A 13,982-nucleotide genomic window follows, 5' to 3' on the forward strand; every position below is an offset into this window, starting at 1 on the left:
TACGCTTACGAGCCAACTTGGAAGCTCCTGTCCCAAGGAATCGAGCCGTCAGGCGATCTGTCGAGAGGACGAACCTCCGGAAGATTCGTGTCGAGAGTGGTGGTTTCTTCGGAATCGCTCCGTGTGTAAAAAGGACGTTCGCCAACACCCACAGATTATACAACGAGACCGCGAACAGGAAGTAGAACAATCATACCGAGAACGTCGGTGACGACGTTCTCGGCAGAAAGTCGTCGATCTTCCGATACGATGTCTCGATGCCTCAGCGGCGGAACGCCGTCGCGTACGCTCTGGCTGTCTCTGGTTCTACAGGTGGAGTAGGTCGAGTGTCTTGGGGCTTGATTCCGGGGCGGTTCACGTCTGGTTCGTGACGAACCAGACGTGTTCAACCTCGCTCGTTCGAGGAGGCACGGCGAAGACAGTGACATCGACCGATGCTGTCGGTGGCCGCTTTCACTGCATCTGGTAGGCATCGATGACCATCTCAGCGCCGACGCTGAGACGGGCTTTCATCCCCCTGCTCGGCCGCGCACGGATAATGAACTAATATAATATCCGATCGGTCTAACTCTGCGAAGATGTGAACCTGGTAGAATCGCCGGTTGAGGTAACCGTATCTGATTGAGACATATCGACGCGCTTTGACGATGAGTGAGCGATCGGCTTTCGTGCGAAGCAGGAAGCCGATCGCGTTTATCGAGCTCACGGCGAGGGTGAATCGAACACTGGGAGCGGCGATGCAGAGCGTCGCAAAGCAGTACGCTCGGTTCGTTCCGAGATCAGGATAGGTGATGAGGACGTGGTCTGTGTCGGCTGAACCGTAGACCTGTCACTCGTGGCCGTCGATCGCGACGTCGGCATGAGGAGGAAGCAACCGAAGTGACTGAGACGGTTTATTGTGCCGTGTTGAATAGTGCTCTCTGAGCCATGACGAAGTGACACCAGTTTTGAACTCACCGGCATCAGCCCCTGACAAAGCCACTCAAATTTCGACTGTCCCGACCAGCACCGCTATTCAACACGGCGGTTTATTCTACGTCATTATCGGTGGTTCGCCAAGACGGCTCGGCGAACCACCAGTACACAGTTACAACCCTCCGTATGAAGGACGTGAAAGAGGCTAGGCGTTGATGGCGGCCGCGTTAAGCTGTCGAAGATGGTAGAGCAGCGATTTCGCGAGTGGGTTCCAAGCCGTCGATGTAGAGTCACCCGGCTCGGAGCAAGCCAGTTGAACGGTCTTGCCACTCGTATTGGCGAACTCCTGAATCGAACGCGATTCAAGAGTGGACCTCCTCAAAGTCTGTTCTCGTGTAGGACCCACATGGTTTGATTCCGAAGTCTAGGGCCGGGTAGACGAGGGTTGAGGCAGCACAGCAGCATGTTTTGCCTCGGTTGTGTCGACCATATCGAGAGCTACGAGCCGAGCAGTCAGTCCGATTCAGCAACTACTGTTTAGTGCGGGGAGGAGGTCAATAACCCGCTGAACAGTCGCGGGATTTATGTGCTATTTGAACGGAAGTGGTGATATGCCGCCGGATATCTATGAAGAGACTGACAATCTTTTATCTGAGTATCCCGATCTCGAAGAGGATCTGGCTATCATAGTAAAGAAGGACCAACGGGGAACGTGGGAGTTTAGTGAAATTCCCCTTGATTCGGGTCTCTTTGGGGAGCTAGTGTCCCGAGGGATTGCTGAACAGTCTGGTGAGGGCTATCGTCTTGTTGATCGGCAGGCTGTTGCAGACGCACTACACGGTGATGCCCCCAAGAGGACACAGTCGAAGGGGAGTGAGGATACTCGGATTGAGAGAGTCTTGTCTGATATTACCCTGAAACGAGTCGGAGCTATACTTGGAAGCCTCCTATTGGTTGTTGGATTTCGACTCTTTGCCTATCCGCAGGTCTTTCAGAATGGGGATATCGTTCTTCTCGGAAATGACCCATATTACTACCGCTACTGGGTAGAAACCCTCCTCGCCAATACTGAAGGACCAATTACTCTCAAGACTCTGGGTTCACTTCCGGAACCAGTAGCGAACGGTGAGCCGCTCTTCGTAGTGACGCTCGTGGTAGCCGCGACGTTTCTGGGTGGTAATTCGACTGCGGCCGGTGTTACGCTTGCGTGGTATCCGGTCGTCTCGGCTGTCTTTGTTGGAGGGATCACATACCTTCTGGCAACCCGCCTATTTGCCGACCGGCGTGTCGGTGTTGCAACTGTGGGAATGCTCGCGATAATTCCTGTCCACGGATTCCGGAGTGGGCTTGGATTTGCTGATCATCATGCATTTGATTATTTCTGGCTCGCCGCCACGATGCTGACGCTTGTTATTCTTTCTGAGCAGCATAAACTTCGAGACTCGCGACTCTGGATTGCTATTGGGGGATTCGGGCTTGCAACTACCGGACAGGTTCTTGCCTGGGAGGCTGGGCCACTCCTGCTTCTCCCGATTGGCCTCTTCCTTGCAACCCGCTCCCTACTCGATATCCAGGCAGATCGATCACCTCTCCGGTTTGGCGGTCCGGTTTTGATTGGATTGGGCTTTTGTTCACTGCTTGTGTACCTTGCTCATCGTGGCCTCGCCTGGCATACGTCTGCCGTAGTGTCTGCTCCATTTCTCCTCTTTGTTGGGAGCAGTGGGATCATATTCTTCGCTGAAGGTGCTTGGAGATGGGATCTCTCCCCGAAATACGTCGCTACGGGTGAAGTTGTCGGGCTCCTTGCCGGCGTTAATCTGCTCCCCAAACTCGTTCCAAGTGTCGCAACGACACTAGCCCGCGGGCGTACATTCTTAGTTCAAACAGAGGGGATCGCTGAGTCGATATCTATACTCAGTGGGAGACTTGGCTCGATCTTTGGTCCTGCGTTCCTATTTGGATGGGTCCTTTTCCTTGCGTTACCGTACCTCTGCTGGCTCAGTTTTCGAGCATATCGAGAGCATGACTCTGTAGCCCTTGTCCCAGTCGTGTACGGGTGGACGTTCTTGATCCTTGCCGTAGTTCAACTCCGCTTTGCTGGTGAACTATCGATTCCCATCGCAGTGCTTGCTGGCCTTGGGTTTGTGCATCTCACCGCATGGATTGATCTCTCACGTGGGCTTCCTGACTTCAGTGACTATAGGCCGCCAGAATCGACCGGTACGCCGTCTCAACCCGTATCACTGTCTATCCCTGATCGCCGAACTGTCCTTTTACTGTTCGTGACCTTCCTGTTAATCGGCAGTATGAGTTTTGCAATGACCCCGCTAAAAACGAATCAGCTGGTTATCTCAGATGAAGAGTACCAAGCTGTGACGTGGATGGACGAGTATTCGGCTGAGCAGGATTGGGAGTATCCTGAGAATTACGTACTCAGTATCTGGGGAAAGAATCGATTCTACAACTATTTCGTAAGTGGTGAGGCAGCATCATATCAGTATGCGGAATCACATTACGGTGAGTTTCTCACATCCTCCGCTGGGGAACAATGGTACTCTCAACTTCATGATCGAGTTGGCTTTATCGTCCTGAGAGACTCACCACCAGGACCGGACTTTACTGCTGAATCACTACAGACTCGCCTCCACACCCACTATGGTAGCGAGAGTGCTGCTGCGTCCGGATTATCCCATTACCGCCTAGTCTATATTAGCGACGATGCCTCATTAACTGTCTTCACCCTTGTTCCAGGCGCGCGGTTGGCTGGCACAGCCCCACCTGGGTCAACAGTCTCCGTCTCGACAACTCAGTCCGTTACCGGGGAGCAATTCACCTATTCGCGCACGGTTGAAGCAGATTCGACTGGGCAGTACGCGGTCACCGTTCCGTATCCGGGAGAGTATACGGTTGGTGGCAGTCAAATGCAGGTCTCGCCAACAGCAATCACCGCGAATGAGACCATCTCAGTTCCTGCTGAGGCGTGAACTACCCCACTTACTCGCTCGCGCTGACGCGCTTGCTCCGTGAGGCAGGGGGCTCCGTGGAAGGTTCCTCTATCTCCGAGAGGCTTTCGACTTGGGGCGTCCACAGCCCGCTCTACACCCTCCTCGGACTCAAATAAAACCAACAGGCTGTTACGTTAGTCTGAAATTCTGTAGGGTGATCCTTCACTCGTGCGGCGCGAGGCAGGAGGGCAAATACGTATGGATCGCTCAGTACTCGTCGCAATCGCTGCTGGTGTGCTTCAGGGCATTTTTGAGTGGCTCCCCATCTCTAGCGAGGGAAATATCACAATTGTACTCGCTTGGCTTGGAGAAAGTCCCCAACAAGCAGTGGCCTTTGCCCTCTTTCTCCATCTCGGGACAGCACTCTCTGCGACAGCATACTATCGCCACGAAATCGCTACTGAGCTGGCAACGATTCGAACATGGCGTCCGGAAGTGGCACGTCAGGAAGCGTATGCGAAAACAACCTTTCTTGCGGTCGCGACACTCGTCTCCGGTGGCGTTGGCCTGAGCGCATATCTGCTTCTCTCGGAACTCGTCTCTGCGTTGACTGGCGGGGCTATTGTCATCGTCATTGGTGTGTTGCTTCTGCTGACTGGTGTCTTTCAGCGACTCTCAACCACGGTCGAGGACACTTCCCAGAAGACACCAACACTCTGGGATGCGGTTTTGGTTGGGATTGCCCAAGGCCTTGCGATCCTTCCAGGGATTTCTCGCTCTGGCTCGACGACAGGTGTCCTCCTTCTGCGTGGCTACGAGGCCCCCACGTCGTTCCGACTCTCGTTTCTGCTCTCGATTCCAGCCGCACTCGGCGGGGGATTCTTAGCGGCCTTTGATACTGGATTGGCTAGCCTGACGCTTGTGAGTGGTACGATTGCTCTGGTCACGGCAGCTGTTGTTGGATATCTTACGATTGATGCACTCATGCGAGTCGTCAATCGGGTATCCTTCTGGGCCGTCTGCCTTGGTCTGGGAGGTCTTGCTATCCTTGGCGGTATTCTCTTGGTGTGACTTCTCGTGAGAAGGAAGGAGAAGAATCGTCTTATGAGATACTAACTATTAACTCGGCTTTGAATGTCGAGTATCTACCACTATCTCGACTGGAATGGCGGCTGAGACCGTGTTCAAACGGACGGAGTGGTCAGTCGCAGACGCTACGGCTCTCCGTTGGAGGACCAAACGGCAAACGGCGTGACAGCTGCTTTCAGTCACTCTCGAGAATGGCAACAATATCGGAGAGATCGAAGAGACGGAGGTCATCACGCTCGTCTGCAGCTTCCTCAACCGAGCGTTTGAAGCCAGAACGGCTGAACAGGGCAAATTCATATGTCGGCTCATCACCTCCAGTGGGTGTCCAGTCGATGTGCTCCACGTCGTCTTCGAGATTCGAAAGCACGTCATAGCCGAGGGGAGTGCTGGTGAATTTCGCTTCGCCGGCGATTAGCGTTGACTCATCAGTTGGGGCGACGACATCTACCTCCCGGCCCTTGTACCACCACTGGCGTGGCACCTGTGTGAGCTGGTAGTCTGCATAGAGCGCCGGCACCGCCTGGTGACAGAGCGATTCGAATGTTTCGCTGACGAAGTCGGGCAATTCCGGTTCGATGAGATCCGCGTAGGCGTTCTCGCCGTAAAGTTCGTACTGGCCTCCACGGCCGTAGAGATACCGGAAGTAAAACCGGAATACTGGATCCTGAATCTTGTATCGCGTCCGCTTGCTGCGTGCCGGGTCAGCGAGTGCTGGATGGTGTTTCTCGATGATCTGGAGCGTTTCCAGCCGGTCAAAGTAGTACGACGTGTTGGTACTCTCGATGCCGGCTCCCTGGGCGATCTCGTTTCGACTGCGGTTCCCGCTGGCCATCGATTCCAGTACGGAAAAATACGTGTTCACCTCGGTGAGTTCCATCTGAAGGACGGTTTCAGGCTCGTCGTGGAGTGGGCCATCCGGGTCGCACAGCAGCCGCGTGATGTTCTCTCCGAGGTTCTGTGATGGATCGAGTGGGCTGAGATATCGGGGTGTGCCACCGAAGACGCCATAGACGAATACCCGTTCTTCGGGATCGTACGTCGGCACGAACTCTTGGATAGAGCGAAACGGCAGCTGGGCGAGTTCGAGACGGCCATTCGGTGTCTGAGATACCCGGCCGTAGAGTGGCGCACCGCCATCGAGGACGTGGGTATGAATCATACCGATTGCAGAGCCTGTGAGTACGAGCGTTGCCTGACTCTCGTCGACAGCTGTACCCCACAGGTGTTGAATGACCGACGGGAACCCCTCGTTCGATTCGATGAGGTACGGGAATTCGTCGATAACGATGATGGCGTCTCTGTCGGTGAGGTACGTCAAGAGCGGTTCCCATTCCTCTTTGACGGCCGTGATGTCTGGATAGGTCGTCGCTGCTGCTTCGACGAATCGCCTAAGTTGTGTCGTCGCTGTTCCTTGGACTGCCTGATAGTACACAGCATCGTCGCGGTCGGCAATCGATTGGCGGACGAGTTCGCTCTTGCCGATTTGACGGCGCCCATAGATAATGGCGAGCTCTGCAGCGTCACTCTCGTAGAGGGCCTGCAACCGATCGAGTTCATCGAGACGATTGACGAACTGGTCCATACTCCCAGTCGTGGTGGGGAGAACATACGTGCTTCGAAGTTAGAGGTAGAACTATAATAGTCTGCACGATAATATTCTGAGCTCTAATATAGAGGGCCAATGATACAGACCGATAGCGCATACCTCCGTCTTCAGGCGGAGGTCAAGCGATAGGCATAGTGCGTCAATCCACGAATCCCGCCATTACTGGATTTCCCACGCTTCACCGAGGGTATTAAGACGCCGACGAACCATAGTGTGCAATACGGATGAAGACCACACGGCACGCGACCTACAACCTCAACTACCACATAGTGTGGTTGCTGAAGTACCGACAGTCGGTACTTGTCAAGGAGGTCGCCGACCGTGTGCGAGACATCCTCCACGAAATCGCCGACGACAAGGGCTTAGAGATTATCGACCTGACCGTTCAGCCCGACCACATCCACCTGTTCGTCAGTAGCCCACCGAAACACGCGCCCTCACTTCTCGCCAACTGGTTCAAGGGTATCTCCTCGCGGAAATACAACCACCGCTACGCCGACAACGAGGGCGAGAAGATTCGATGGGCGCGGGGCTACTACGCAGGGACGGCGGGGCACGTATCCAGCGAAACGGTACAGGACTACATTCAGCGTCACGGGGAGGGCGACCAATGACCGAACTCACCAAGACGCTGGAACTGAAACTGGTAGACCCGAACGCACACAAACGGCGGAAACTCCGCGAGACACGAGACGCCTACCAACAGGCCCTTCGAGATGCGTTCGACGCTGGTAGCACCACGCAAACCGAAGCGAACGACGTGGTGGTCAACTACGACCTGTCGGGGTACGCGAAAAACGCCCTCAAGAAGTACGTCCCGCAGTTGACGACAACCTACAATGCGGGCGAACTTCACGATGACCACCCTGTTCGGTTCACCAACGAGGGGCTACGCCTCAACCACAAGCCCGAGAACACTATCGAGTGGTACGTCAAAATCCCGCACCACGAGGACCACCACCTCTGGATGCCAGCACAGCCGAATCCCAACCAACGGGACTGGTTGGAAGCGTTGAACGCTTGTGACGCGGAGATGGGTGAGAGTCGGCTGTTCCAGCGGAACGGGACGTGGTATCTCCACGTCACCGCCACCCGCGACGTGGAGGATTGTTCCGAGGCGTCCACCGATGAACAGACGCCTATCGGAGTGGACATTGGAGAAGCGTCACTTGTCACGGTGTGTCACCGCGACGACCACGGTTCTCCGACCCGCCCCGAACTATGGGCTGACGAAGGCAAAACCGTTCGTCGTCTACGCAAGACCTACTTCACCGCTACGCGACGGCTTCAAGAACGCGGAAGCAACCGTATCGCCGAATCGTTCGGCGACGACCTGTGGAACCAGATAGACGACGTGTTCCACCGCGTCACCCGCGAAGTCGTGGAGTACGCCGAGTCCGTCGAGAATCCCGTACTGGTGCTGGAAGACTTGACGTACATTCGGGAGTCGATGGACTACAGCGAGTATATGAATCGCCGTCTTCACGGATGGGGGTTCGCCAAACTCCACGCACAGATACGGTACAAGGCCGTCGAAAAGGGGATTCCCGTCGAGACGGTGAATCCGCGTAACACGTCGAAGGAGTGCCATGCGTGCGGTGAAGTCGGATATCGTCCGAAACAGGCGACGTTCAAGTGTACGAACGACGACTGCTGGATGGGTGAGTACCAAGCGGACGTGAACGGGGCGATAAACATCGCAGACCGCTACCTCAGCGGAGAGAGTCCTTCCAGAGAACACGAGAACGACGATGACTCGGCTGAGGATGGGGCGCATTTGACCGCGCCACAAGACAGCCAAGCCGATGCTGAAATCCAGCAGTTGACGCTTGGAACGTATGCGTCTTGAAACCACAGGGTCGTTGCACTCGGCCTGAAATCCCGTGGCGGGATTCCCGCGTCTTCAGGCGCGGGAGGAGGTCAAGTGACGTACATAGTGACGGCTGTCGTCCATGGAGTCGCTGACCACGATGGAGGCTCACACTCCCTGCCACGCAGTTTGAACTAACTCGGAGCTGAGAGGCGCTCAAGGGAAGAAGCCGCAGGACAAATCGGAGAAGATAGAGTCCACGAACCCTCCACCGTTTCCGAAGCTTTTGCTGACGGCTAGTAACGCGAACCCTCACTCCACCATTTCCGGAGCTATCCACGAGAGAAGGAAGGAGGCCACGACAAAGACGGCATAGATTGCCGAGAAGACGATCCGCTCCACGAGTTCTGTCCTCCCACTCCAAACATATTCTTTTTCTAGAGTATTGTTTTTTCGGTATTACGGTTACTGTTTTACAGTGAGTATCTTAGTTCTTTTGTCTTGTATAGTACCTCTGCTGGACGGTAGCCCGCGTCTTTTCGATAGCTTCGGAAACAGTGGAGTGAGAGGGTATTATAAAGAAACGGGGCTTCGGAACCGGTGGTGTGGGAATCCCTTTAAACAACCGAGCTTCGGACGCTCCGGAAACTAAGGAAGCGGTGGTTTTATCATATCATCCCGTGTGGCGGTTTATCATGGGGATGTTCCAACGAGACCGTCAGGTGTTCGCTGATGCCGAACCACTTGACGACTCCTATGAGCCCGAGGATATCCGGGAACGGGACGAGGAACTCGAGAAATATCAACGAGCCCTCCAGCCGATCATCGATAACCGACCGACGTCGAACATCTTTCTATACGGTAAGACGGGAACGGGGAAGACCGTGGCGACGAAGTTTATGCTGTCCCATCTCGAGAACGACGCAGCCGAATACGATGACGTCGATCTCTCGACGGTTTGGGTCAGCTGCGAGAACCTCTCCTCATCCTACCAGGTCGCCGTCGCCCTCGTCAACGAACTTCGCGAAAGCCAGGACAAAGACCGCATCAGTACCACCGGCTACTCTCAGCAACGAGTCTTCGACATCCTCTACGAGGAACTCGACGCGCTCGGTGGTACCGTCGTAATCGTCCTCGACGAAATCGACAACATCGGCCACTCCGACGACATCCTCTACGGGCTCCCACGAGCACGGTCGAACGGCTACGTCGACGACGTCCGCCCGGTGATCGTTGGCATCAGCAACGACTTCCAGTTCCGGGATAACCTCTCGCCGAAGGTCAAGGATACACTCGCCGAAAAAGAGATTCTCTTCCCCCCATACGACGCGAATCAGCTACGCTCGATTCTCAACCCACGTGCCGAGAAAGCGTTCCACGACGATGTCTTAGCGGATGACGTCGTCCCGCTCTGTGCGGCGTTTGCCGCCCAAGACACGGGATCGGCCCGGCAGGCGATCCGACTGCTCCGTGAGGCCGGCGAGCTCGCGCAAGCCGCCGATTCTGACACGGTAACCGAGGAGCACGTCCGGGACGCCCAGGACGAGCTCGAAAAGGACCAACTCTACGAGGGGATGCAGGAACTCACGACACAGGGACACGCCGTCCTCTGTGCGCTCGCATACCACCAGGCGCTCGATGATGTCCCCATCCGCTCTCGCGATCTCTACGAACGGTACGTGAAGATCTGCGACCGGCTTGACGCCGACAGCGTGAGCGAACGCCGTGTTCGCGACCACCTCTCGGATATGAATATGCTCGGGCTCATCAGCGTCTATGAACGGAACGAGGGGCTCTCGGCTGGCCGGTATCACGAGTACGAACTCGACGTTCCGCTGAAAGCCGTGCTGGAGGTCCTCTTGTCGACGACCCGCTTCGAAGAACTCGCGAACATCATCGAGTCGACGGCCGACGATAACAACCTCCTCCAGTCGGATATCTCCGACTACTGAACCCAGTTTCGTGATTTCTAACGTGGTACTGAGTTCCTGAAAGCTCCGGAAACGACGGAGGGTGAGGATTGTCCTAAAACTCCGAAAATAGTAGAGTGAGAGCGTATACTGCTAGGTGTGTCTTACCAAACAACTTGAACAAATAGTGCTGAGGAGTTTGGTAAGACTAGTCGAGCTGTATAGTAGAAGCTTCGGAAATGGTGGAGGGGTAGCAAAGCTTCGGAAACACCGGAGGGTACAGTCCTCATTTCTATCGGAAGCAGTACGTATGGACCGCGGGACGATTGACGTACTTAGCGAATCAAAATAGAATTCTCGTGCTGAATCGAAGCCGGTGAGGTCCCCGATTCGTCATTCAGCGACTCGACCGTCGGCTCGTGCGCTGGATCGAACCGTACTGAGCGTACACTGGTTGGTGTTGTATTCTACCGAATAAGGCGTCGCAGATGTCTTGTCGGAGATCATTCGCGTGACGCTGAACGGGAGGTTCCAGAAAAAATAGACAGATCACATCCCCACCACCGTTTCAGCAATTCCCGTGGGAAATAGTGGAGACGGTCGATTCCAGATCAAACACACGATACAGTACAAGAACATGCTGGTTAGCCGCTGGGTACTTGATTCACTCTGTGAACTACCCTACTCGCTCACCGCTGACGCGGTTCGCTCCTTGAGGGTAGGGCTTCCTGCTTCTATGACGCGCTTTGCAGATACCGAATCGGTATCCACAGGAAGCGCAGTCTCCACAGGCGTTCGTTCGGAGTGTCCCACTCCTACTTTTTCGATACCGCGAGAAAGGATGTTCCACGCCGCGTTCGCATCCCTGTCCGTCTCAAACCCGCAGGCAGGACAGGAGTGTTCCCGAACCCACAGCGGTTTCTCCGTCGAGACGCCGCACGACGCGCACTCCTTGGTCGTGCCGCTCGGGTTGACCGCGACGAAGTGCGTTCCCTCTCGCTTGCACTTGTATTCGAGCAACGAGAGGAACGTCCGCCACGCGGCAGATGCCGTGTTGCGGCTGTTCGACGGCGACTCCATCATCCCCTTCACGTTCAGGTCTTCTACCGCCACTAGGTCGTACTCCCGAGCGTAGTAGTTCGAGAGCTTGTGCAAGAAGTCGCGGCGCTTTCGCTTGAGGGTGGCGTGGCGTTCAGCCACGACCTGCCGTTGTTTCTCCCAATTCGCGGAGCCGTTTTCCTTCCGCGAGAGGTCGCGCTGTTCGCTTTCGAGCTGTTCGCGCTCGTCGGAGAGGTCTGGCGACCCGACCGCCGTGCCGTCGGTGTCGTGAGCGTACGTGAGAATCCCCACGTCGATGCCGACGCACTTCTCGGGGTTTTCGGGCTTCGCGGGTGGTTCGCGGTCCATTTCGATGCCGAAGGTGGCGAACCACTCGCCCGTCGGTTCCTTCTTGAGCGTGACCTGCTTGAGTTGGGCGTCGTCGGGGATGGCACGGTGGAGCCGAATCGGTATATCTCCGAGTTTCGAGAGTGATAGGACAGTCTGACCGCCCCTCTTGTCGAGCTTGAAGCCAGACTGACTATACGTGAAACTGCGGAACTCCCGTGGTGGCTTCCATTTGAGTTGGCCGACGCCGTATCCGTTCTCCTTGAGCTTGGAGAGTCCTTTAACGTTGTCGAACAACCGTTCAACGACGGTTTGGAGAACTTTCGAGTACACGTCCGAGAGGTCGTCCCACCACGTCTTGAGGTCGGGAAGTTCCGACCGCAGGGTAGTCATGGACGGCAATTCGCCGTGGTTCTCTCGGTACTCGTTGAGGCGGTAGCGCGTGTGGTTGTACAGTTGCCTACAAATGTCTCGGTGGCGGTCCAACTCCTCGCGGTGGGCGTCGGACGGCGTGAGACGGTACTTGTAGGCGTAGTACATCTGTTACTCTCGTTCTTCAATTAGTTCGTCCAGTTTTTCGCGGACAAACGACGAGAGGTTGAGGTGTTGGTCCTCAATCCACTCGTCTTGGTCCTCCCGAATGGTGATTGTCTTCCGTTTCACCGTAATGCACACTATGCACATTATATATTAGTGTCTTCGGTGGCGTGGGCCTGTGGGCCGAGCGTCGAACGTGTTTGAGAACTGTGCAGCACTGTATCCCCTCCCTACTGCGCTACTCGGTCGCTTTGCTCCCTGCGTTGCTCCTTGAGAAAGGGGCTTAGTGCCTCGATTCAGCTAATCTGGGTGAATTGCTGAAACGGTGGTGGGGGTCCTGAGGCCATTCGTTACCCCTCTCAACCCAAATCGAGTGTTGACCACTCTCCAGTTTCCAGTTACGAACTCACTCCGATTCTGGGGTATAATGTTCTTCCAGCTAGATTAATTCCTGAAATAGCGGTGGGTGTCTCTAACCCTAATTGCTCAGAACCTTATCAAATCTGAGGGAGGAAAAAGATGTGAACTGTTAGATAAGACTACTAGTCGCCGATAAGCTCCGGGAACGCTTCGTGTTGAGAAGGGTAGTCCGTCAAACGCGTGTGAACGGCGGCGACGGTATCGCAGCTAGGCGGTCGAACTGTCGTACATCTCTTCGAATGCTTGCTCGCCACGGATCAACTCGTCGACGCCGTCAGTGAGCGTCACCTCACCGAAAACGGTCGCTCGATAATACGTGTACAGGCCGTCCTGTCCGCGCTCCGTGCGCTGGCGCTTCTCGACGAGGCCGACGTCGACGAGCTTGTTGAGATGGTAGTGGAGTGTACTGTCGTCGATGTCGAGTGCGTCTTCGAGTTCTTTCGGACTCATCTCACCGTTGTGAACGAGTCGATAGAGGATCTCATAGCGGGTTCGGTGACCGACAGCCGCGTGCATATCGAGGTACTCCTCAAGGCTAAGAATGCTCTCCTCGGGCAGCAGGTCTGCCGGATCGTCCGGGGCGTCGCCACCAACCGTCCGCGTTTGATCCGTCGCCATCGTACGTCACGCTATGCGGCGGAGACGCTTAGTCGTTGTCAAGCCGGAAATTCTCAAAAACACCTCTTTTTATACTCTCGCTGAATAGGGTCCGATATGCCCGTCGAAATCACGCGCGAGCTGATCGCTGACCGGTTCGGGCGTGTGACATACGACCGGTTTCTCTTCTATCTGATGGGGCCGTACAAGTCGTTCAACCTCAACTACGTCCTCAGCGAGGAGGACCGGCGCGAGATCGACGTCGACGATCTTCCTGGACCGTTACGCCGACTCTTCAGGAATAAGGACGACATCAACGCGGCACAGGCACTCTTGCGACGTGTACAAGGGGAACTTCGGACCGACCCGGGAGTGAATGCATTTCTCGCACTTGACGTCGACATCGACACAGACGACGTCGATGCGGTGACCCAGAGCATTGAGTACGCACGCTGTAGCAACGCAACCGCGTTCGTGGTGCCGTTTCTTGGCCACAATTTTGGCGTTGGAGAAGAGGCTGGTAGTATTCTCGAAAATCTTGCGGCAACCCACGGGGAGCGGTTGATTTTCGTCCACGAGGATGACGTGACGAGTGCGATGATCCGGTCGGCGTCCGTCCGGTGGGATTTGCGCGTTGAAACCTACGAGACTGAGGACGAACTCGCGGCCAAACTACGGCGGTTCGCCGGCGGAATTATGCATCGCGAACGACGGGGGGAACTCGATCAGTTGGATTAGAAGACGATGACGGCGATGTATCCCCTCCC

Annotated in this window: 10 protein-coding genes; 6 read left to right on the forward strand and 4 right to left on the reverse strand. The window is 55.5% G+C overall.

Features of this window, described 5'->3' with window-relative positions; translation table 11 throughout:
- Positions 1 to 1,526: 1,526 nt before the first annotated feature.
- Positions 1,527 to 3,899, forward strand: coding sequence for an STT3 domain-containing protein (locus NBT67_RS16560; protein WP_251344419.1), 2,373 nt, complete (start codon positions 1,527 to 1,529; stop codon positions 3,897 to 3,899).
- A 219-nt stretch (positions 3,900 to 4,118) separates the two neighbouring features.
- The gene (locus NBT67_RS16565) at positions 4,119 to 4,931 is read left to right on the forward strand and encodes an undecaprenyl-diphosphate phosphatase (RefSeq protein WP_251344420.1); all 813 of its coding nucleotides are present in this window, start codon (positions 4,119 to 4,121) and stop codon (positions 4,929 to 4,931) included.
- Between the two features lie 193 nt (positions 4,932 to 5,124).
- On the opposite strand, the gene NBT67_RS16570 is transcribed toward NBT67_RS16565, so the two are convergent.
- The gene (locus NBT67_RS16570) at positions 5,125 to 6,531 is read right to left on the reverse strand and encodes an ATP-binding protein (RefSeq protein WP_251344421.1); all 1,407 of its coding nucleotides are present in this window, start codon (positions 6,529 to 6,531) and stop codon (positions 5,125 to 5,127) included.
- Between the two features lie 248 nt (positions 6,532 to 6,779).
- Between NBT67_RS16570 and tnpA the strand changes: the two genes are divergently transcribed.
- The 3 genes from tnpA (at position 6,780) to NBT67_RS16585 (ending at position 10,317) form a co-directional block, all read left to right on the forward strand.
- Positions 6,780 to 7,169 (forward strand): IS200/IS605 family transposase, encoded by a 390-nt coding sequence (gene tnpA / locus NBT67_RS16575; protein ID WP_251344422.1) that lies wholly within the window; start codon positions 6,780 to 6,782, stop codon positions 7,167 to 7,169.
- Positions 7,166 to 8,404, forward strand: a complete 1,239-nt coding sequence (locus NBT67_RS16580) for an RNA-guided endonuclease InsQ/TnpB family protein (RefSeq protein ID WP_251344423.1) — start codon at positions 7,166 to 7,168, stop codon at positions 8,402 to 8,404. Before tnpA ends, NBT67_RS16580 begins: the two co-directional genes overlap by 4 nt.
- Before the next feature lie 656 nt (positions 8,405 to 9,060).
- The gene (locus tag NBT67_RS16585) at positions 9,061 to 10,317 is read left to right on the forward strand and encodes a Cdc6/Cdc18 family protein (protein WP_251344424.1); all 1,257 of its coding nucleotides are present in this window, start codon (positions 9,061 to 9,063) and stop codon (positions 10,315 to 10,317) included.
- A 355-nt stretch (positions 10,318 to 10,672) separates the two neighbouring features.
- On the opposite strand, the gene NBT67_RS18275 is transcribed toward NBT67_RS16585, so the two are convergent.
- The 3 genes from NBT67_RS18275 to NBT67_RS16595 form a co-directional block, all read right to left on the reverse strand.
- Positions 10,673 to 10,828, reverse strand: coding sequence for a DUF7983 family protein (locus tag NBT67_RS18275; protein WP_484494555.1), 156 nt, complete (start codon positions 10,826 to 10,828; stop codon positions 10,673 to 10,675).
- Between the two features lie 128 nt (positions 10,829 to 10,956).
- Positions 10,957 to 12,201 (reverse strand): RNA-guided endonuclease InsQ/TnpB family protein, encoded by a 1,245-nt coding sequence (locus NBT67_RS16590; RefSeq protein WP_251344425.1) that lies wholly within the window; start codon positions 12,199 to 12,201, stop codon positions 10,957 to 10,959.
- Positions 12,202 to 12,825: 624 nt separating this feature from the next.
- Positions 12,826 to 13,236, reverse strand: coding sequence for an ArsR/SmtB family transcription factor (locus NBT67_RS16595; RefSeq protein WP_251344426.1), 411 nt, complete (start codon positions 13,234 to 13,236; stop codon positions 12,826 to 12,828).
- Positions 13,237 to 13,332: 96 nt separating this feature from the next.
- Here NBT67_RS16595 and NBT67_RS16600 point away from each other — a divergent pair, with 96 nt between their 5' ends.
- A complete protein-coding gene (locus NBT67_RS16600) occupies positions 13,333 to 13,953 on the forward strand; it encodes a DUF7509 family protein (RefSeq protein WP_251344427.1) in 621 nt (206 codons plus the stop codon).
- Positions 13,954 to 13,982: the final 29 nt, after the last annotated feature.

Source organism: Haloplanus sp. GDY1 (genome assembly GCF_023703775.1).
Taxonomy (GTDB): Archaea; Halobacteriota; Halobacteria; order Halobacteriales; family Haloferacaceae; genus Haloplanus; species Haloplanus halophilus.